This window comes from Rhodococcus sp. Z6_132, assembly GCF_058133635.1.
Genome location: NZ_JBYUNP010000001.1, coordinates 207952 through 228316, shown reverse-complemented (window position 1 = coordinate 228316; position 20365 = coordinate 207952). Strand labels below are relative to the sequence as shown.

Here is a 20365-nt window from a genome sequence, read left to right as displayed (position 1 = left end):
CGCAACGAGCAGTCCGGGAGTGACATCGCGTGCTTGAGGCGCACGACGTAGCAGCCGTCCGGGCCGCCGAGGGAGCCGTCCTCGCTCGCACCCCGGAGAACGCGCTGATGCGTCGGGCCGCCTTCGGCCTCGCCACCACGGTGCTCGCCGAGCTGCGCACGCGCTGCGGTGGTGCGAGCGGGCGGCAGGTGGTGCTGCTGGTCGGCGCCGGCGGCAACGGTGGCGACGCCCTGTGGGCGGGGCACTTCCTGCAGCGGCGGGGAGTGGGTGCGCGCGCGGTCCTGCTGTCCCCGGACAAGACCCACGCAGCTGCTCTGCGAGCCTTCCTGCTCGCCGGCGGGCAGGTGGTGACTGCGCCGGAGGACCCCGAGGTGCCGGTCCCTGAGCTGGTGGACACGGCCGGAGTGGCGGACGCCGACCTGGTGGTCGACGGCATCGTGGGCCTGGGGGCCAGCGGAGGCCTGCGCCCGACCGCGGCAGCGCTGGTCGCGGCGGTGCGGGTGCCCATCGTCGCGGTGGACCTGCCCAGCGGCGTCCACCCCGACACCGGCGTGGTGCAGGGGTCAGCCGTGCGCGCCGCGGTGACGGTGACCTTCGGCTCCCGCAAGCCGGTGCACCTGCTCGCCGCGAGCCACTGCGGACGGGTGGAGCTGGTGCCGCTGGGGCTGGAGCTGCCGCCGGCCACGCTGGGCAGCCTGGAGCGGGCCGAGGTGGGCCGACTGTGGCCGGTGCCGGGCCGCGAGGACGACAAGTACAGCCAGGGTGTGGTCGGGGTGGCCGCCGGCTCCGCGCAGTACCCCGGCGCCGCGGTGCTCGCCACCTCCGGTGCGGTGGCCGCCACCTCGGGGATGGTGCGCTACGCCGGCACCGGAGCTGACGCGGTGCTGGCCGACCGGCCCGAGGTGGTGGCGGTCAGCAGCGTCGCCGACGCTGGTCGGGTGCAGGCCTGGGTGGTGGGTCCCGGCCTGGGCACGGGGGCGGAGTCCGTCGCCGTGCTGGAGCACGTCCTCGCCGCAGGGGTGCCCGTGCTGGTGGACGCCGACGGCACCACGGTGCTCGCCGAGCACCCCGAGCTGTTGGCCCGGCGCACCGCGCCGGTGCTGCTGACTCCGCACGCGGGGGAGTTCGCCCGCCTGGTGGGCGGTGACGTCGGCCCCGACCGCCTGGGTGCGGTGCGCGCGGCCGCCCGGCGCCTGGACGCCACGGTGCTGCTCAAGGGTTCCACCACCATCATCGCCACCCCCGCCGGCGACGCGCTGGTCAACGTCGCCGTTGGTGGGTGGGCAGCCACCGCCGGCTCGGGCGACGTGCTCTCCGGGGTGCTCGGCGCCCTGCTCGCCAGCGGGCTGGACCCGCTGACCGCCGCTGGCGCCGGAGCCCACGTGCACGCCCTGGCTGCGGAGCTGGCCGCGGCAGGTGCGCCGACGTCGGCCACCCCGCTGGCGGACCACCTGTCCGAGGCCATCCGGCAGTGCCGGGCGGCCCAAGACCACGACACCACGAGCACCGACGCAGGAAGAAGCAGATGAGCGGGATGAGCGGGGCACTGATCAACGACACCGAGGCGACCACGAGCACGCCGCGAGCCGAGGCCCTGGTGGACCTCGATGCCATCGCGCACAACGTGGGCGTGCTGCGCGAGCACGCCGGCAGCGCCGCGGTGATGGCGGTGGTCAAGGCCGACGGCTACGGCCACGGCGCCGTCGAGGTCGCCCGCACCGCGCTCGCCGCTGGAGCCCGCGAGCTCGGCGTGACCACGCTGGAGGAGGCGATGGTGCTGCGCAACGCCGGCATCACCGCCCCGGTGCTGTCCTGGATGCACCTGGTGGACGAGGACTTCGCTCCCGCCATCGCCGCCGACGTCGAGCTGGGCGTGTCCTCGCGCCGCCACCTCGCCGCCATCGTCGCCGGCGCCCGCACGGCCGGGCGCACCGCGGTGGTCACCGTCAAGCTGGACACCGGTCTCAACCGCAACGGCGCCAGCACCACCGAGTGGCCCGAGCTGCTGGCCGAGCTGGTGCGCGCCCAGGCCGAGGGCGCCATCCGGGTGCGCGGGATGTTCTCCCACCTGATCTTCGCCGACGAGCCCGAGCACCCGGTGATCAGCGTCCAGGCCCAGCGCCTGCAGGCCGGCGCCGAGCAGGCCCGCCGGGCCGGGCTGGACCTCGAGGTGGTGCACCTGGCCAACTCCGCCGCCACCCTCACCCGCAGCGACCTGGCCTTCGACATGGTCCGCCCGGGCATCGCCGTCTACGGGCTCTCCCCGGTGCCCGAGGCGGGCGGCTTCGGGCTGCGCCCGGCGATGTCGCTGCGCTCCCGGGTGGCGCTGGTCAAGCGGGTGTCTGCGGGGGAGGGCGTGTCCTACGGCCACCTGTGGTCCGCCCCGCAGGACACCACGGTGGCCCTGCTGCCGATCGGCTACGCCGACGGGATCCCGCGGGTGCTCAGCAACAACCTCGAGGTGCAGCTGGGGGGCCGCCGCCGGCCGGTGGTCGGGCGGGTCTGCATGGACCAGGTGGTGGTGGACTGCGGCCCTGACGGCGGTGGGGTGCAGGAGGGCGACACCGCGGTGTTCTTCGGCTCGGACGAGCGCGACGAGCCCCTCGCCCAGGAGTGGGCCACCAAGCTGGGCACCATCCACTACGAAGTGGTCACGTCCGTGCGGGGACGGGTGCGGCGCAGGTACACCGGCGGCCGGGCGTGAGCGGCTGGCGGCGCGCCGGTCTCGCCAGCGGCGCGGTGGGGGTGGCAGCCGCGGCGACCGTGCACCTGGAGGCCGTCCGCCGGCTCGGCGCCTCCCCGTACACGGTGGACGGCTTCGGTCTGCTGCCCGTGGACCGGGTGTCCACGGTGGCCGCGGACGACGGTGTGCCGCTGCGGGTGGAGGAGACGGGCAGCCCGGACGCCCCGCTGACCGTGGTGTTCGTGCACGGGTTCTGCCTGAACATGGGCTCGTGGTACTTCCAGCGCCGCGACCTGCCGCAGCGCACCGACGCTCGGCTGGTCTTCTACGACCAGCGCAGCCACGGACGCTCCGGCACCTCCGACGCGGAGAACTGCACCATCGACCAGCTGGGCCGTGACCTGCAGGCGGTGCTGCGCACCGTCGCCCCGACCGGCCCGGTGGTGCTGGTGGGTCACTCGATGGGCGGCATGACCATCATGGCGCTGGCCCGGCAGCGCCCGGAGCTGTTCGACTCCCAGATCGCCGGAGTGGCCTTCATCGCCACCGCGGCCAACGGCATGGCGCCGTCGCGGATGAGCCTGTCCGCCCGCAACCCGCTGATCGGGGCGCTGCGCTGGGCGGGAAACCTCGGCCCCGACCTGGTGCAGCGGGGCCGGCCCCCGGTGAACGTCCTGCTCGCGCCCATCGTCCGGGCCATGTCCTACGGCGACCGCACCACCAGCCGCACCGTGGTGGAGTTCACCGAGCGGATGATCGCCAGCACCCCGGCGAAGACGGTGTTCGACTTCCTGCCTACCCTGGCCGACCATGACGAGCTGGACGCACTGGGCGCCGTCGCCGGTCGGCCCATCATCGTGCTCTGTGGCGACGCCGACCGGCTCACCCCGTACCGGCACACCGCGGTGATCGGCAAGGCGCTGGCCGACGCCCGGCTCACCCGGGTGCCCGGTGCCGGGCACCTGCTGCAGCTGGAGCGCGCGACCCTGGTCAACGACGCCGTGCTCGACCTGATCACCGAGGTGCGCGGCCCCCGCCGCCGGCGCACCGCCGCTCGTGCCTGAGCTGCCGCCCGTGCCTGAGCTGCTGCCCACCGTCGCCGACACCGAGGCGCTCGGGGTGCGGCTGGGCCGGGAGCTGTCTGCGGGGGACCTGGTGGTGCTGGACGGGCCGCTGGGTGCGGGCAAGACCGCGCTGGTGCGGGGGATCGCGGCAGGGCTGGGCGTGCGCGGACCGGTCACCTCGCCCACGTTCATCATCGCCAGGGAGCACGCGGCCGGGACGCGGGGCATCCCGCTGGTGCACGTGGACGCCTACCGGCTGGGGGTCACCGAGGCGCTCAGCGGCGACCTCAGCGGGGAGCTGGACGCGCTGGACCTGGACAACGACCTGGTGGACGCCGTGGTGGTGGTGGAGTGGGGCCAGGGAGTGGTGGAGCACCTGGCCGAGCGTCACCTGCTGGTGCGGCTGGAGCGCGCCCCCGACAGCGAGGTGCGCACCGCCACCGTGCAGTGGGTGCAGGGCCGGGAGCCCGAGAGCCGCGGGCCCGGCCCGAGCAGCGGGGCACCGGTGTGACCAGCACCGCCGAGTAGCCTGAACCATCATGCTGGTGCTCGCGGTGGACACGTCCACCCCCACGGTGCTCGCGGCGCTGGTGCAGCTGTCCGCCGAGCCGACTTCCCACCCCGAGGTTCTCGCCGCACGGCAGACCCACGATCCCCGTGCCCACTCCGAGGTGCTCACGCCTCAGGTGCTGCAGTGCCTGGCCGACACCGGGCGGACCCCGGCTGACCTCGACGCGGTGGTCTGCGGCACCGGGCCGGGCCCGTACACCGGCCTGCGGGTGGGCATGGTGACGGCGGTGGCCTTCGGCGACGCCCTGGCGATCCCGGTGCACGGCGTGTGCAGCCTGGACGCCGTCGCCGGTGCCGTGGCGAGCCCAGCCGCGGACGCCGAGCTGCTGGTGGTGACCGACGCACGCCGGCGCGAGCTCTACTGGGCCCGCTACCGCGACGGTGTGCGAGTCGCCGGCCCCGCCGTGGCCCGCCCGGACGCGGTGGACGCCGCGGGCGCCACGGCCGTGGCGGGCTCGCCCACCCACGCCGCCCTGTTCGACCTGCCCGTGGTGGGCCCGACCAGCCCGGACCCCGCCGCGCTGGTGGCGCTGGCGGCCCCCGCGCTGCGCAGCAACGCCGCTCCGGAGCCGCTCGTCCCGCTGTACCTGCGCCGCCCCGACGCGGTGGCCGCTGCCCCGCGGGTGCCCGCGGTACCGCAGCGATGACGGGCCAGGACGTGGTGCTGGTGGCCATGCGCCCCGCCGACGCCGCCCGCTGCGCCGAGCTGGAGGAGGTGCTGTTCCCCGGCGAGGACCCGTGGAGCGAGCAGGCCTTCCACAGCGAGCTGGCCCAGCCGCACAACCACTACGTCACCGCCCACCTGGGCGGGCCGGACGGGCTGCTGGTGGGCTACGCCGGCATCGCCCGGCTGGGCCGGGCCGGTGACCCGGAGAACGAGGTGCACACCATCGGCGTCGACCCCGCCCACCAGCGCCGCGGCATCGGGGCGCTGCTGCTGACCGAGCTGCTGCGGGTGGCCGACGCGCACGGCGGCGAGACCTGGCTGGAGGTGCGCACCGACAACACCGCGGCGCAGGCGCTGTACGCCGACCGTGGCTTCGAGGTGGTGGGCCGACGGCCTCGGTACTACCAGCCCAGCGGGGCGGACGCCTTCACCATGCGCCGGCCCGCCGCCACCCGCACCGGCGACTCCGAACGACCCGCCCAGGAGGCGCAGCCATGACCATCGTGCTCGGCATCGAGACCAGCTGCGACGAGACCGGTGTCGGCGTGGTGCGCCTGGCCGACGACGGCTCGGTGACCCTGCTGGCCGACGCGGTGGCCTCCAGCGTGGACGAGCACGCCCGCTTCGGCGGCGTGGTGCCCGAGGTCGCCTCGCGGGCCCACCTGGAGGCGATGGCCCCCACCGTGCACCGGGCGCTGGCCCAGGCCGGCGTGCGGCGCCCGGACGCGGTGGCGGTGACCGCCGGCCCGGGCCTGGCCGGCGCGCTGCTGGTCGGCGTGGCCGCGGCCAAGGCCTACGCCGCCGCCTGGGACGTGCCCTTCTACGGCGTGAACCACCTGGGTTCGCACGTCGCGGTGGACACCCTCGAGCACGGCCCGCTCCCGCCCTGCCTGGCGCTGCTGGTCTCCGGCGGGCACTCCAGCATCCTGGAGGTCACCGACCTCGCCCAGCCGGTGCGCCCGCTCGGCTCCACCGTGGACGACGCCGCGGGGGAGGCCTTCGACAAGGTGGCCCGGCTGCTCGGCCTGGGCTTTCCCGGTGGGCCGGCCCTGGACCGGATGGCACGGGAGGGCAACCCCGACGCGGTGGCGTTCCCGCGGGCGATGATGGGCCCCCGCGACTCCCGCCACGACTTCTCCTTCTCCGGTCTGAAGACCGCGGTCGCCCGGCACGTGGAGGCCCTGGAGCGGGCCGGCACGCCGGTGCCGCGCGCCGACGTGGCCGCCTCCTTCCAGGAGGCGGTGGCCGACGTGCTGACCCGCAAGGCGATCCGGGCCGCCAGGGACGTCGGCGTGGACACGCTGATGATCGGCGGCGGCGTGGCCGCCAACTCCCGGCTGCGGGCGATGGCCGAGTCGCGCTGCGCCGATGCCGGCCTTCGGCTGCGGGTGCCCCGGCCGGGGCTGTGCACCGACAACGGCGCGATGGTCGCCGCGCTCGGCGCTCACCTGGTGGCGGCAGGCGCCCCGGCGTCGCGGCTGGACATCGCCACCGACCCTGCGCTGGCGGTCACCACCAGTCTGCGGTGAGCGAGCGGGGAGCAGCGGCCATCGCGCGTGCGCCCAGCGGGTTGGGCACCAGCAGCTCGGTGTTGTGGTCCGCCGGCGCCCCCATGCGCTCGGGGTCGGCGTGGAGGTCGTTGAACGCCAGCTCCCGGTACAGCGAGGCCAGCCCCTGCGGGGAGCCGTCGGTGTAGCTGCCCTGGTACGGGCTCTCCGCCTCCACCAGCGTGGTGAAGAGGGACAGCGTGCCGTCGGCGTTGTCCACCACCTCCAGCAGGCGCGCGTGCTGCGGGTAGTCGATGTGCGAGGCGGTGTTGATCTCCCAGAAGCTGCGCTCGGGGACCGGACCCCGCCGTGCGGTGATCAGGTTCTGGTGGCTGTGGCCGTTGACCCAGGCGAGCACGTTGGGGAAGCGCTGCAGCAGCGCCACCAGCTCCGCCCCGCTGTGGCGCGGCTCCAGGAGGTTCTCCGGGTCGGGCAGCAGGTTGTTCATGGTGGTCGAGGTGTGGTGGCTGAACAGCACGAAGTAGGTGTCGCTCACCGAGTGGCGGGTCTCGGTGCCCGCGGCGTCGAAGTAGCGGCTGCTGCCGGCGACCAGGGTCCGCTCGATCCAGCGCAGCTGTGCCTCCCCCAGGGACCCCTCGGTGAAGCCGATGCGGTTGGTCGAGTCCATCGTGATCCCCACGACGCCCGGGGCGATCTCGAACGTGTAGTAGGCGATGCCGCTGACGTCGCTGCCCGGGGTGAAGCCGTGCCCCACCGGGCCGTGCCGGCCGGCGTTGGCGGGGTCGAGGTGGGCCCGGATGTACTCCCGCGGGGTGAACGGCCGCCGCCGCGCGTCCGGAGTGACCGTGCGGACCAGGCCAGCGGTCTCCGGGACCATTCCGGCCACTGCCTGCGGGTCTGTCTCCATCGCGGACACCAGCTTCTGCGCCGCCGCCATGGAGCTGGGGCCCATGATCTTCTGGTTGCCGGTGAAGGCGTCGTCGAAGAACGGGATGTCGGGGGGCAGGGTGCCCTGCACGCTGTTGTCGTGGTTGCCGAACACGCTGTACCAGGGCAGGTCGATGCCCTCGGTGGTGAAGGGACGGATGGCGGCGTCGAGCAGCCCGGGCAGCTGGGGGAAGCCCTTGTCCTTGTAGAGGTCGGGTGACGGCGAGGCCGGGTTCCAGTACAGCGGCACCCCGGAGCTCTGCACGCCCTCGTAGCGGGTCAGGTCGCCAGTGGTGGGGGTGATGGTCCCGCCGTTGTAGGAGGTGAGGAACCAGTCCAGCTCCACCTGCTCGTAGTTGTCGGTGTTGTCCCCGGTGGACACCAGGCAGTCGAACGGGCGGCCGGTGAACGGGCCGCCGGTGCGCGCTAGCGAGTTGATTCGGCGGATCAGGGCCGAGGTGCCCTGCGTGCCCAGCGTCTCCTGCGGACGGTGGGCCGAGCCGTTGAAGGGGTGCACGTACTCGAAGCGCACCGGGCTCTCGGTGTCGATCACGTGCACGTCGGTCAGCTGCACGAAGGACGCCAGCGGGGTGCGGGCGTCGTCGCGGCCGGCGCCAGCGGGGGCCAGGTCCGTGCGCACCACCAGCGGCCAGCCAGGACCGGCGGTCAGGCGGGTGTAGCCGGTGGCGGAGACCCGGGTGGCCACCGCCTCCAGGGTGGTGCCCGCGGTGGTCACCGCGCGCGCCGCGGTGCGCCGGACGGCGCGGTCGACGGCCTGGGCGGGGCCTGCGGTGCCGACCGCCCACAACGCCCCCGCTGCGCCTGCGGCACCGAGGAACTTCCTTCTGCTCCAGCCGTTCTGCCCGTGTTGACTCACCGCTGCTCCTCGTCTGACACCAGCGTCGTGCTGCTCCGCAGCCATCCTGCCCGCTGGGGCGCTGGATGTGGTGACGGACACAGCGGGCGACACGACGCTGCTGGGCGCACCGTTCACCGCCGCCCGTGCGGCTGTTGTTGAGGGCTGGCACTCGCACGTATAGAGTGCCAACCAACACCCGGCCGGCATCGGCTCCCGCGACGACGACGCCGTCGGGTTGTTGCACTGAGCTGTGATCACCCCAGTGCCGGGGATGGCCCCGGCACGTTTCGACCCCTGAAAGTGGAGGTCTACCGTGGCGAACATCAAGCCGCTCGAGGACAAGATCCTCGTCCAGGCCAACGAGGCTGAGACGACGACCGCCTCCGGCCTGGTCATCCCTGACACGGCCAAGGAGAAGCCCCAGGAGGGCACCGTCGTCGCAGTCGGCCCCGGCCGCATCAGCGAGAAGGGTGACCGCATCCCCGTGGACGTCGCCCCCGGCGACGTGGTCATCTACAGCAAGTACGGCGGCACCGAGATCAAGTACTCCGGCGAGGAGTACCTGATCCTCTCGGCCCGCGACGTGCTGGCCGTCGTCAGCAAGTAAGAAGCCTCCACGCCCCGCCCCGGCGGCCCGGTTCACTGAGCCGAGCGCCGGGGCGGAGCGCATTGATCACGTCACGCACGGATCTCCACCGGTGCGGGGTGGTCCCCGCACAGAATCCACCAGGCGCCAGCGGCGCCGAACTTCCCGGACAGGGAGCATAGGAACAACATGGCGAAAGAGATCGAGTTCAACGAGACCGTCCGCCGCGCGATGGAGCGCGGCGTCGACAAGCTCGCCGACGCAGTCAAGGTCACCCTCGGCCCGCGCGGCCGGCACGTGGTGCTGGCCAAGAGCTTCGGCGGACCGACGGTCACCAACGACGGTGTGACCATCGCTCGCGAGATCGACCTCGAGGACTCCTTCGAGAACCTCGGCGCGCAGCTGGTGAAGAGCGTCGCGACCAAGACCAACGACGTCGCCGGCGACGGCACCACCACCGCGACCGTGCTGGCCCAGGCCATGGTGCGGGCGGGGCTGCGCAACGTCGCTGCCGGTGCCAACCCGATGGCCATGGGCAAGGGCATCGAGGCCGCTGCGGCCAAGATCGCCGAGACCCTCATCGAGCGCGCCACCCCGGTGGTCGGCGCCGAGGCCATCGCCCAGGTCGCCACCGTCTCCTCCCGCGACGAGGGGATCGGCCACATGGTCGGCGAGGCCATGACCGTGGTCGGCGTGGACGGCGTCGTCACCGTGGAGGAGTCCTCCACCCTGGCCGACGAGCTCGTGGTGACCGAGGGCGTGCAGTTCGACAAGGGCTACATCTCGCCCTACTTCGTCACCGACACCGAGTCGATGCAGGCTGTGCTCGAGGACGCCTACATCCTGCTGCACCGCGAGAAGATCAGTGCCCTCGCCGACCTGCTCCCGCTGCTGGAGAAGATCGCCGAGAGCGGCAAGCCGGTCCTCATCATCGCCGAGGACATCGAGGGCGAGGCCCTGTCTACCCTGGTGGTCAACTCGATCCGCAAGACCGTCAAGGCCTGCGCGGTCAAGGCGCCGTTCTTCGGCGACCGCCGCAAGGCGTTCCTGGACGACCTGGCGGTCGTCACCGGCGGCACGGTCATCACCGCCGAGGTGGGCCTGACCCTCAAGGACGCCGGTCTGGACTCGCTGGGCCGCGCCCGCCGCATCGTGGTCACCAAGGACGACACCACCATCGTGGACGGTGCCGGCACCGAGGACGACATCGCCGGCCGGGTGGCGCAGCTGCGTCGCGAGGTCGAGGAGACCGACTCCGACTGGGACCGCGAGAAGCTCGAGGAGCGCCTCGCCAAGCTGGCCGGTGGCATCGCCGTGGTCAAGGTTGGTGCGGCCACCGAGACCGCGCTCAAGGAGCGCAAGCACCGCGTGGAGGACGCTGTCGCGGCCGCCAAGGCTGCGGTGGAGGAGGGCATCGTCCCCGGCGGCGGCTCCGCGCTGGTGCACGCCTCCCAGGTGCTGTCCGACAACCTCGGCTTCACCGGCGACGAGGCCACCGGCGTCGGCGTCGTGCGCACCGCGCTGTCGGCTCCGCTGTTCTGGATCGCCAGCAACGCCGGCGAGGAGGGCTCGGTCATCGTCAGCAAGGTCGCCGACCTGCCGCAGGGCCAGGGCTTCAACGCCGCCACCCTCACCTACGGCGACCTGATCGCCGACGGCGTGGTGGACCCGGTCAAGGTCACCCGCTCCGCCGTGATCAACGCCGCCTCCATCGCCAGGATGGTGCTCACCACCGAGAGCGCCGTCGTGGAGAAGAAGGAGCGCGAGCCCGAGGAGGCCGGCAACCACGGCCACGGGCACGGCCACGGTCACGGTCACTGACCCACCGGGCACCAGATTCACCAGGTAGGCACTGACGGTGCCGACCAGAGGGCCGCTCTCCCGTCTCGGGGGAGCGGCCCTCGTCCGTCCGGTCGGACTTCGCGAACTCGCGAACGGACGCCGGCACACCACCAGGCAGGGGACACAGTGGACAGCGTGATCGACAACCCGGACACCGTGCTGTGGCAGGCGGCCTTCGGCGGCTGCCCGGAGCGCGCCGTGCTCCCGGAGCCCTCCTCCCAGCACGGTCGGTGGTGGCGAGCGGTCGCGCTGGGCGGGCAGGGCCGGTACGCGGCTGCGGAGGCTGAGCTGCGGCTGGTGACCGCCGGGGCCGGCACCGACTCGTTGGCGTCCCTGGCCAGCAGCACCCGGGCGTCGCACCTGCGCCAGCTGGGCGGCCACACGGCGGCCAAGCCCTGGGACGGGCGTGCCCTGCTGCTGGCTGGGTCGGCACCGGAGTCCGCGGCCGCGCGCTGCGACGCGCTGCTGGGACTGGCCGCGGACGCCCTCGGCAGCGCCCAGGTACGAGTGTCTCAGCGGCTGCTCGCCCGCTGTCGGGACGAGCTGGACGTTGCCGAAGAGCTGGGTGCCGAGCTGGCCTCTGCCGAGGCGGGAGCAGGGTGGCGCGCCCGCCTGCGGTGGCACTGGGTGAGCGCCGAGACCGCGCTCTGCGCCGACGACACCGCCGGGGCCCGCGAGCACGGGGAGGCGGCCGACGCGCTGGCACAGCGGTGCCCGTCGGTGCGGCACCAGGTGAAGTCGCGGCTGGTGCACGCCGCGGCGCGTGGCACGGACGGCGGTGCGCCACTGGCCGCGGAGGTGCTCGCCCAAGCCCACCACCACGGGCTGCTGCCGCTGGAGTGGGCGGCCGGGATGCTGCTGCGGGCGCTGCAGCCGACCGGGTCGGTGCGCGCCGAGGCCCTGGGGGTGGACCTGGCCGCCGCCGAGCAGCGCCTGGCCCGTCGGGGCGGCCCGTTGCGCTGAGCCTCGCCGGTGCTTGTCTGGCCAAGGTCGTGATTCCGGAGGGCCCCAACGACTACGGTGTGAACAGCGGAGAAGATCCGGGCTCCGACCGCTGTCTCCACCACGTACCGCGTGGAGGTGTAACGCTGGAGATAACAGACGCGATGGACATAGCGGGAGACAGGTTGGATGCCGACGCCTCCGCTGCCGCGCGCGGCGACCGGGTCGCTCTGGCTCGTCTCCTGGAAACGATCCGTCCCATTGTCGCCCGGTACTGCCGGGCGCGAGTGGGCTCTTCGCAACGGGGCTACGTCTCGGCGGATGACGTCGTCCAGGAGGTGTGTCTCGCCGTGATCACAGCGCTCCCGCGCTACCGCGACGAGGGCCGTCCGTTCTTGGCGTTCGTCTACGGGATCGCCTCGCACAAGGTCGCCGATGCTCACCGCGGCGTCGCTCGAAACAAGTCGGAACCGGTGGCCGACGTACCTGACACCCCAACTGAGCTGGACGGTCCGGAGCAGCGGGCACTGGACTCCGAGGCTGCCCGGCGGATGACGGTTCTGCTGGACACGCTTCCGGAGCGCCAGCGCGAGATACTGGTGTTGCGGCTGGTGGTGGGAATGTCCGCCGAGGAGACCGCGGCAGCGGTGGGCAGCACCGCCGGTGCGGTCCGCGTGGCCCAGCACCGAGGACTGGCCAAGCTCAAGACGACGCTAGCGGCAATGACGGAAGGAGATGACCTGCGATGAGCGACGAGCCACGACGCCCCGACGACTTCCAGGCATCGGACCTTCCCGTGCCCGAGAGCCTTGCCGACCTGCAGGCGGACGAGAACCTGATCCAGTCCCTGCAGCGGTTCGAGACCCGACCCGGCGACGACGCCCTGGCCCGGATGGTCCTCGCGTGGCGGCGCGACATCGAGTCCGAGCCGCTGCCCGTGCAGCCGGACCTGTTCACCGCGGAGAGCGCGCTGGCCACGGTGCAGCGCCCGGCCCACCGCCGCCGGCTGCTCACTCCGGTCACCGCCGCTGCTGCGGTCGTGGGCATCGCCCTGTCCGGCGTGGCGCTGCTGGCCCACGACGCACGGCCCGGCGACACGTTGTGGGGCGTCACCCAGGTGGTCTACGCCGAGCACGCCAAGTCCGTGGTGGCGGCCGACCAGGCCCAGAGCGACCTGCAGGTCGCGGCCCGGGAGATCCGCGCCGGCTCACCCGCCGCCGCGGCGGAGGCGCTGAGTCGTGCCGGCGAGGCGCTGCGCTCGGTGGGTTCCGGAGAGGGCCGCGAGCTGCTCGCCACCCTCTACGTGGCACTGTCGGCGCAGGTGGCCCACACCGGTGCACCGGCCGTCCCCGCCCCGGCGCCGCCGAGCACCACCCCACCGAGCCCGGCCACCACCACCCCGCCGGACCCCACCACCAGCACCACACCGGGCGCAGGGTCCTCCACCACACCGCCCAGGACGACCACCGAGCCGACCGACACCCGTGGCACCACCAGCCCGCCGTCGCCGTCGCCGTCGCCCTCGCCGGCCAGCCCCACCCTGACCGAGACGGTGGTCGTGCCGCCGCCGGCCACCGTGCCGCCGCCGGAGGTGGTGCCAGCTCCGGGGACCACCACCACCGAACCGCCGCTCCCGTCACCGCCTCCGCCGGTCACCACCGACGAGCCGCTGCCGCCGTCGACGATCCTGGACACCCCGGCCGCGCCGGACACCAGCGAGCTCACCCCGAGCGGCGCCACGCCCAGCGGGATGACCTCCAGCAGCACCGCGACCACCGGCTTCACCACGGTCCAGCCCGGCGGTTGAGCGGCGGTTCGTGGCGATTCTGGTCACTCTGTGACGAGGTAGTCACTGAGCCGCGACAAGGCAGCACAGTGCGCCCCCACCCGCTGGGTGGGGGCGCACTGTCGTGGTGCTGGCAGCCCCGGACTGCTCCTCCGAGGGGAGCCGCCGGCTAGGAGCCGATCGGGTCGTTGCCGGTGACCGCGTCGGCGTAGCCGCGGCAGTAGTCCCAGGTGACGTAGGAGTCAGGCTGTGGATCGTAGGCGGGCTCGTGCGGGCGCACCGTGCCGTCCACGAGCAGCTGCAAGAGGTTGGCGCGCAGCATGTCCCAGTCGTGGTAGTGCTCCTGCTGGCAGTCCTCGCAGGAGACCACCAGGCCGCGCACGCCACGGTGGCCCAGCAGGGCCTCGTAGACGGCGAGGTCGGCGAGGTCCTCCTCCACCGCGTGGCGCTCCTCGTCGTCCAGCGGCTCGCCGGGCTCCAGCGCATCCAGGGCAGCAGAGGGGTCCGCCGGGTCGCCTGCGAAGGGGTCGGGCGGCAGTCCAGGAGGCAGTTGATCACGCACGCCTACACGGTACGCAGGAGAAGGCCCGAACTGCTAGCCGATACGATGCAGGTCTAGCACTTCGGCCCCGATGGGGCCGGCTGGGCGAGCGTGGGCAAAGCAGGAGGCCGAACTGATGAGCAGTGCAGCAGGACCCGTTCACACCGGGGGAGACGACCCGGGCAAGGTCGCGATGCTGGGGCTGACCTTCGACGACGTGCTGCTGCTGCCGGCAGCGTCGGAGATCATGCGCAACGAGGCGGACACCTCCACCCAGCTGACCAAGGGCATCCGGATCAGCGTCCCGCTGATCAGCTCGGCGATGGACACCGTCACCGAGTCGCGGATGGCCATCGCGATGGCCCGCGTGGGCGGCATGGGAGTGCTGCACCGCAACCTCTCGTGGCAGGACCAGGCCACCCAGGTGGAGACGGTCAAGCGCTCCGAGGCCGGCATGGTCACCGATCCGGTGACGTGCTCGCCCGAGGACACCCTGGCCACGGTCAACGCGATGTGTGCGCGCTTCCGCATCTCCGGGCTGCCCGTCACCGACGACGCCGGCGCGCTGGTCGGCATCATCACCAACCGCGACATGCGCTTCGAGCCCGACCAGAACCGCAAGGTCGGCGAGGTGATGACCCGGGCGCCGCTGATCACGGCGCAGGTCGGGGTCACCGCGGAGGCCGCGCTCGGCCTGCTGCGCCGGCACAAGCTGGAGAAGCTGCCGATCGTGGACGGTGACGGTGCGCTGCGCGGACTCATCACGGTCAAGGACTTCGTCAAGACCGAGAAGTACCCGGACGCCACCAAGGACCGCGACGGCCGCCTCCTCGTCGGTGCCGCGGTCGGCATCGGCGACGACGCCTGGCAGCGCTCGATGGCCCTGATCGACGCCGGGGTGGACGTGCTCGTGGTGGACACCGCGCACGGGCACAGCCGTCCGGTGCTGGACATGGTGGCCAAGCTGAAGTCCGAGGTCGGTGACCGCGTGCAGGTGATGGGCGGCAACGTCGCCACCCGCGAGGGCGCCGCGGCGCTGGTCGAGGCCGGCGCGGACGCGGTCAAGGTCGGGGTCGGTCCCGGCAGCATCTGCACCACCCGGGTGGTCGCCGGCGTGGGCGCCCCGCAGGTCACGGCGATCCTGGAGGCGGCTGCGGTGTGCCGGCCTGCTGGTGTGCCGGTGATCGCCGACGGCGGCCTGCAGTTCTCCGGCGACATCGCCAAGGCGCTCGCCGCCGGGGCGAGCAGCGTGATGCTCGGCTCCCTGCTGGCCGGCACCGCCGAGTCACCGGGTGAGCTGGTGCTGGTGGGCGGCAAGCAGTTCAAGACCTACCGAGGCATGGGCTCGCTGGGCGCCATGCAGAGCCGGGGGCAGACCCAGTCCTTCTCCAAGGACCGCTACTTCCAGGACGACGTGCTCTCCGAGGACAAGCTGGTTCCGGAGGGCATCGAGGGCCGGGTGCCCTTCCGCGGCCCGCTGGAGCAGGTGACGCACCAGCTCATCGGCGGTCTGCGCTCGGCCATGGGTTACACCGGCTCGGACACCATCGAGCAGCTGCAGCAGGCCCGCTTCGTGCAGATCACCGCAGCAGGGCTCAAGGAGAGCCACCCGCACGACGTCACCATGACCGTCGAGGCGCCCAACTACGCCAGCCGCTAGCCGGCCAGCCGCGCTGGACCGCCCGACGCTCGTCGGGCGGTCCACCTCCCTGAGCACCAGTCCCTGAGCACCACCAGACACCCCAGAAAGGGGCGCACGTGCGCGACCTCGTTGAGATCGGCATGGGCCGCACCGCCCAACGCACCTACGAGCTGAACGACGTCAACATCGTTCCCTCCCGCCGCACCCGCTCCTCCAAGGAGGTGTCGACGGCCTGGCAGCTCGACGCCTACCGGTTCGAGGTGCCCGTGCTGTCCCACCCCACCGACGCAGTGGTGTCGCCGGCGATGGCCATCGAGCTGGGCCGCCAGGGCGGGCTGGGGGTGCTCAACGCGGAGGGGCTGTGGGCCCGGCACGCCGACGTGGAGTCGCAGCTGGAGCGGGTCACCGACCTGGCCGCCCGCGCCCACGACCCCTCGGAGGTCATCCGCCTGCTGCAGGAGCTGCACGCCGCGCCGCTGCAGCCGGATCTGCTGGCCGAGGCCATCGCCAAGGTGCGCGCCGCCGGGGTCACCACCGCGGTGCGGGTCAGCCCGCAGAACGCCGCGTCGCTGACCCCCACCCTGCTCGCCGCGGGAATCGACCTGCTGGTGGTGCAGGGCACCATCATCTCCGCCGAGCACGTGGGCCGGGAGTCCGGCAAGCCGGACGCGCTCAACCTCAAGACCTTCATCGCCGAGCTGGACATCCCCGTGGTGGCCGGCGGCGTGAGCGACCACCGCACCGCGCTGCACCTGATGCGCACGGGTGCCGCGGGCGTCATCGTCGGCTACGGCGCCTGCGCGGGTGCCACCACCACCGGTGACGTCCTGGGCATCGGCATCCCGATGGCCACCGCCATCGCCGACGCCGCCGCGGCGCGCCGGGACTACCTGGACGAGACCGGCGGGCGCTACGTGCACGTCATCGCCGACGGCGACATCTACGGCGCCGGGGACATGGCCAAGGCGATCGCCTGCGGTGCCGACGCCGTCATGCTGGGCGCTCCGCTGGCCGCGGCCGCCGAGGCGCCGGGAGCCGGCTGGTACTGGCCCTCCGCCGCCGCGCACCCCTCCATGCCCCGTGGCGCGGTCATGCCGGTGGCGGTGGCGCAGAACCGCCCCCCGCTGCAGCAGGTGCTCGCCGGCCCGTCGGACGACCCGTTCGGCACGGTCAACCTGGTCGGTGGACTGCGTCGCTCCATGGCCAAGGCCGGCTACTCCGACCTCAAGGAGTTCCAGCGCGTCGGGCTGTCCGTCCGGGCCTGACCCGGCGGCCGAACCTCCCGTGCCCTTCGGGACGAACGTTTCCGGTGGCCGGGTTAAGGTGACACCCGTTCACAGGTAACTGACGTTCGAGCGGGTAGGAGCACGGGTGAGCAAGCCACCGGGACAGCAGACGGACTACGACGTGCTGGTGGTCGGGTCCGGCTTCGGCGGCAGCGTCGCTGCCCTGCGGCTGACGGAGAAGGGCTACCGCGTCGGCGTGCTCGAGGCCGGCCGCCGCTTCGCCGACGAGGACTTCGCCACGACCTCCTGGGACCTGCGCAAGTACCTCTGGGCGCCCCGGCTCGGCTGCTTCGGCATCCAGCGGCTGCACCTGCTGCGTGACGTGCTCATCCTGGCCGGATCCGGTGTGGGCGGCGGATCGCTGGTCTACGCCAACACGCTGTACCAGCCGGGTGAGCCGTTCTTCCGGGACAAGCAGTGGGCGCACATCACCGACTGGCGGGCCGAGCTCACCCCGTTCTACGAGCAGGCGCAGCGGATGTTCGGCGTGATCTCCAGCCCGAACATGACGCCGTCGGACCACGTGATGAAGGCCGTCGCCGAGGAGATGGGGGTGGGCGACACCTTCGGCCCCACCCCGATCGGGGTCTTCTTTGACAAGCCCGGCGAGGTCAGCGCCGATCCCTACTTCGGCGGCGTGGGACCGGAGCGCACCGGGTGCACCGAGTGCGGTGCCTGCATGACCGGCTGCCGGGTGGGCGCCAAGAACACCCTGGTGAAGAACTACCTGGGGCTGGCCGAGCGGGCCGGCGCCGAGGTGCTGCCGCTGACCACGGCGACCGCCGTGCAGCAGCGCGCCGACGGCACCTGGGCCGTCACCACCGAGCGCACCGGTGCCTGGGCCCGCAAGCACCGACGCACCATCACCGCTCAGCAGGTGGTGCTGGCGGCGGGCACCTGGGGCACCCAGAACCTGTTGTTCGCGATGAAGGACTCCGGCGTGCTGCCGAAGCTCTCGCCCAAGCTGGGTGAGCTCACCCGCACCAACTCCGAGTCGATCGTCGGTGCCGGGCGCTACACCGTCGACCCTGATCGCAACTTCAGCACCGGCGTGGCCATCACGTCCTCCTTCCACCCCGACGAGATGACCCACATCGAGCCGGTGCGCTACGGCAAGGGGTCCAACGTGATGGGCCTGCTGCAGACGCTGCAGACCGACGGTGGTGGCCGGGTGCCGCGGTGGGCGAAGTTCCTGGGCTCGGTGGCCCGCCACCCCGTCCTGCTGCTGAAGATGCTGCCAGTGAAGCGGTGGAGCGAGCGCACCATCATCGCGCTGGTGATGCAGAACCTGGACAACTCCATCACCACCTTCACCAAGCGGGGCCTGTTCGGCCGCAAGCTCAGCAGCAGGCAGGGCCACGGCGAGCCCAATCCCAGCTGGATCCCGGCCGGCAACGACGCCGTGCGCCGGATGGCCAAGCAGATCGACGGCATCCCGGGCGGCACCTGGGGGGAGATCTTCGACATCCCCCTGACCGCCCACTTCCTGGGCGGATGCGCCATCTCCGACTCCCCGGAGAACGGCGTGATCGACCCGTACCACCGGGTGCACGGCTACCCGGGCCTGAGCATCGTCGACGGTGCCGCGATCTCGGCGAACCTCGGCGTGAACCCGTCGCTGAGCATCACCGCCCAGGCCGAGCGCGCCTTCTCGCTGTGGCCGAACAAGGGTGAGGTGGACCGCCGGCCGGGCCAGGGTGCGCCCTACCAGCGCCTGGCGCCGGTGGCTCCGGTGCGCCCGGTGGTGCCCGCCGACGCCCCCGCGGCCCTGCGGCTGCCGCTGACCGTGGTGAACCCGGCCACCAAGACCGACACGGCCGTGAAGGCGAGCTGAGCCGGTCTCTAGGCTGGGGCCCGTGCCCGAGAACTCCGAGAACCCCGAACAGCTGCTGGACGACGCCCACCCGGTGCTGGTGGTCGACTTCGGCGCCCAGTACGCGCAGCTGATCGCGCGCCGGGTCCGCGAGGCGCAGGTCTTCTCCGAGGTGATCCCGCACACCACCTCTGTGGCGGACATCATCGCCCGCAAGCCCGCGGCCGTGGTGCTCTCCGGCGGGCCCTCCAGCGTCTACGTCGAGGGTGCGCCGCAGCTGGACGCGGAGCTGTTCGACGCCGACATCCCGGTGTTCGGCATCTGCTACGGCTTCCAGGCCATGGCCGGCGCGCTGGGCGGCACCGTCGCCCACACCGGCACCCGGGAGTACGGCCGCACCGACCTGGCCGTGGCGCCCGAGCCCGGCCTGCTGCACGCCGGTCTGCCCACCACCCAGCCGGTGTGGATGAGCCACGGCGACGCCGTCACCGCCGCCCCGCCCGGCTTCACCGTCACCGCCACCAGCTCCGGCGCCCCGGTGGCCGCGTTCGAGGACCGGGCCCGGCGCCTGGCGGGCGTGCAGTACCACCCCGAGGTGCTGCACTCGCCGTTCGGCCAGGAGGTGCTGCGGCGCTTCCTGGTGGACGTGGCCGGCATCGAGGCGTCCTGGACCCCGGCCAACATCGCCGACGCCCTGGTGGCCCAGGTGCGCGCGCAGGTGGGCGACAAGCGCGCCATCTGCGGGCTCTCCGGCGGGGTGGACTCGGCGGTGGCCGCCGCGCTGGTGCAGCGCGCCATCGGCGACCAGCTCACCTGCGTGTTCGTCGACCACGGCCTGCTGCGCGCCGGTGAGCGTGAGCAGGTGGAGAACGACTTCGTCGCTGCCACCGGCGCCAAGCTGGTGACCGTGGACGCGGTGGACACCTTCATGGCCGCCCTGGCCGGCACGTCCGACCCGGAGACCAAGCGCAAGGCCATCGGCCGGGAGTTCATCCGCAGCTTCGAGGGTGCCACCGCGGAGGTGCTCGGCGACGCCGCTGAGCACGGCGAGAGCGTGGACTTCCTGGTGCAGGGCACGCTGTACCCCGACGTGGTGGAGTCCGGCGGCGGTACCGGCGCGGCCACCATCAAGAGCCACCACAACGTGGGCGGGCTGCCCGACGACCTCGAGTTCCAGCTGGTGGAGCCGCTGCGCCTGCTGTTCAAGGACGAGGTGCGGGCGGTGGGCCGCGAGTTGGGCCTGCCCGAGGAGATCGTCTCCCGCCAGCCCTTCCCCGGGCCGGGCCTGGCCATCCGCATCGTCGGCGAGGTGACCCTGGACCGCCTGGAGACGCTGCGCGCGGCCGACCTGATCGCCCGCGAGGAGCTCACCGCGGCCGGGCTGGACAAGGAGATCTGGCAGTGCCCCGTGGTGCTGCTGGCCGACGTGCGCAGCGTCGGCGTGCAGGGCGACGGCCGCACCTACGGCCACCCCATCGTGCTGCGTCCGGTGAGCAGCGAGGACGCCATGACCGCGGACTGGACGCGCCTGCCCTACGACGTGCTGGAGCGTATCTCCACCCGCATCACCAACGAGGTGGCCGAGGTCAACCGGGTGGTCCTGGACGTGACCAGCAAGCCGCCGGGCACCATCGAGTGGGAGTGACACC

General features: G+C 72.9%; 18 protein-coding genes. 16 read left to right on the top strand and 2 right to left on the bottom strand.

Translation table 11 applies throughout. The features are described 5' to 3' along the window. Window positions 1–29: 29 nt before the first annotated feature. Genes AC3YO9_RS01085 through tsaD form a run of 7 tightly spaced genes read left to right on the top strand, consistent with a single transcriptional unit; the run spans window position 30 to window position 6513 of the window. Complete coding sequence (locus AC3YO9_RS01085) at window positions 30–1529, top strand: NAD(P)H-hydrate dehydratase (RefSeq protein WP_489981874.1); 1500 nt, start codon at window positions 30–32, stop codon at window positions 1527–1529. Next, the gene (alr, locus tag AC3YO9_RS01080) at window positions 1526–2704 is read left to right on the top strand and encodes an alanine racemase (RefSeq protein WP_489981873.1); all 1179 of its coding nucleotides are present in this window, start codon (window positions 1526–1528) and stop codon (window positions 2702–2704) included. The genes AC3YO9_RS01085 and alr overlap by 4 nt, the downstream gene beginning before the upstream one ends. Continuing rightward, complete coding sequence (locus tag AC3YO9_RS01075; RefSeq protein ID WP_489981872.1) at window positions 2701–3747, top strand: alpha/beta fold hydrolase; 1047 nt, start codon at window positions 2701–2703, stop codon at window positions 3745–3747. Before alr ends, AC3YO9_RS01075 begins: the two co-directional genes overlap by 4 nt. Before the next feature lie 10 nt (window positions 3748–3757). Continuing rightward, window positions 3758–4258 (top strand): tRNA (adenosine(37)-N6)-threonylcarbamoyltransferase complex ATPase subunit type 1 TsaE, encoded by a 501-nt coding sequence (gene tsaE / locus AC3YO9_RS01070; RefSeq protein ID WP_489981871.1) that lies wholly within the window; start codon window positions 3758–3760, stop codon window positions 4256–4258. A 28-nt stretch (window positions 4259–4286) separates the two neighbouring features. Beyond that, the gene (gene tsaB / locus AC3YO9_RS01065; RefSeq protein WP_489981870.1) at window positions 4287–4964 is read left to right on the top strand and encodes a tRNA (adenosine(37)-N6)-threonylcarbamoyltransferase complex dimerization subunit type 1 TsaB; all 678 of its coding nucleotides are present in this window, start codon (window positions 4287–4289) and stop codon (window positions 4962–4964) included. Then, a complete protein-coding gene (rimI, locus tag AC3YO9_RS01060; protein WP_489981869.1) occupies window positions 4961–5482 on the top strand; it encodes a ribosomal protein S18-alanine N-acetyltransferase in 522 nt (173 codons plus the stop codon). The genes tsaB and rimI overlap by 4 nt, the downstream gene beginning before the upstream one ends. Further along, the gene (gene tsaD, locus AC3YO9_RS01055; RefSeq protein WP_127783938.1) at window positions 5479–6513 is read left to right on the top strand and encodes a tRNA (adenosine(37)-N6)-threonylcarbamoyltransferase complex transferase subunit TsaD; all 1035 of its coding nucleotides are present in this window, start codon (window positions 5479–5481) and stop codon (window positions 6511–6513) included. Before rimI ends, tsaD begins: the two co-directional genes overlap by 4 nt. Here tsaD and AC3YO9_RS01050 read toward each other — a convergent pair. Next, window positions 6494–8341: a TIGR03767 family metallophosphoesterase gene (locus tag AC3YO9_RS01050; RefSeq protein ID WP_489981868.1), complete on the bottom strand. Its 1848-nt coding sequence runs from the start codon at window positions 8339–8341 to the stop codon at window positions 6494–6496. The genes tsaD and AC3YO9_RS01050 overlap by 20 nt on opposite strands. A gap of 250 nt (window positions 8342–8591) precedes the next feature. Here AC3YO9_RS01050 and groES point away from each other — a divergent pair, with 250 nt between their 5' ends. From groES to AC3YO9_RS01025, 5 genes are all read left to right on the top strand, one after another. Continuing rightward, on the top strand, window positions 8592–8885 hold the full coding sequence (groES, locus tag AC3YO9_RS01045; protein ID WP_127783936.1) for a co-chaperone GroES: 294 nt from the start codon (window positions 8592–8594) through the stop codon (window positions 8883–8885). Between the two features lie 168 nt (window positions 8886–9053). Further along, on the top strand, window positions 9054–10685 hold the full coding sequence (gene groL, locus AC3YO9_RS01040) for a chaperonin GroEL (RefSeq protein ID WP_127783935.1): 1632 nt from the start codon (window positions 9054–9056) through the stop codon (window positions 10683–10685). Between the two features lie 156 nt (window positions 10686–10841). Further along, window positions 10842–11669: a hypothetical protein gene (locus tag AC3YO9_RS01035; RefSeq protein ID WP_489981867.1), complete on the top strand. Its 828-nt coding sequence runs from the start codon at window positions 10842–10844 to the stop codon at window positions 11667–11669. A gap of 143 nt (window positions 11670–11812) precedes the next feature. After that, a complete protein-coding gene (locus tag AC3YO9_RS01030; protein ID WP_489982548.1) occupies window positions 11813–12397 on the top strand; it encodes a sigma-70 family RNA polymerase sigma factor in 585 nt (194 codons plus the stop codon). Beyond that, on the top strand, window positions 12394–13455 hold the full coding sequence (locus AC3YO9_RS01025) for a hypothetical protein (protein ID WP_489981866.1): 1062 nt from the start codon (window positions 12394–12396) through the stop codon (window positions 13453–13455). Before AC3YO9_RS01030 ends, AC3YO9_RS01025 begins: the two co-directional genes overlap by 4 nt. A 148-nt stretch (window positions 13456–13603) precedes the next feature. On the opposite strand, the gene AC3YO9_RS01020 is transcribed toward AC3YO9_RS01025, so the two are convergent. Next, window positions 13604–13996 carry a DUF5319 domain-containing protein gene (locus tag AC3YO9_RS01020; protein ID WP_127783932.1) on the bottom strand — a complete coding sequence of 131 codons (393 nt, stop codon included), beginning with the start codon at window positions 13994–13996 and terminating at the stop codon, window positions 13604–13606. A gap of 115 nt (window positions 13997–14111) precedes the next feature. Between AC3YO9_RS01020 and guaB the strand changes: the two genes are divergently transcribed. The 4 genes from guaB to guaA all read left to right on the top strand — a co-directional run bounded on the left by guaB (window position 14112) and on the right by guaA (window position 20361). Further along, complete coding sequence (gene guaB, locus AC3YO9_RS01015; protein ID WP_127783931.1) at window positions 14112–15635, top strand: IMP dehydrogenase; 1524 nt, start codon at window positions 14112–14114, stop codon at window positions 15633–15635. Window positions 15636–15733: 98 nt separating this feature from the next. Continuing rightward, the gene (locus tag AC3YO9_RS01010; RefSeq protein ID WP_489981865.1) at window positions 15734–16882 is read left to right on the top strand and encodes a GuaB3 family IMP dehydrogenase-related protein; all 1149 of its coding nucleotides are present in this window, start codon (window positions 15734–15736) and stop codon (window positions 16880–16882) included. A gap of 106 nt (window positions 16883–16988) precedes the next feature. Beyond that, window positions 16989–18737: an FAD-dependent oxidoreductase gene (locus AC3YO9_RS01005; protein WP_489981864.1), complete on the top strand. Its 1749-nt coding sequence runs from the start codon at window positions 16989–16991 to the stop codon at window positions 18735–18737. Window positions 18738–18759: 22 nt separating this feature from the next. Next, complete coding sequence (guaA, locus tag AC3YO9_RS01000) at window positions 18760–20361, top strand: glutamine-hydrolyzing GMP synthase (RefSeq protein WP_277601701.1); 1602 nt, start codon at window positions 18760–18762, stop codon at window positions 20359–20361. Window positions 20362–20365 lie beyond the last annotated feature (4 nt).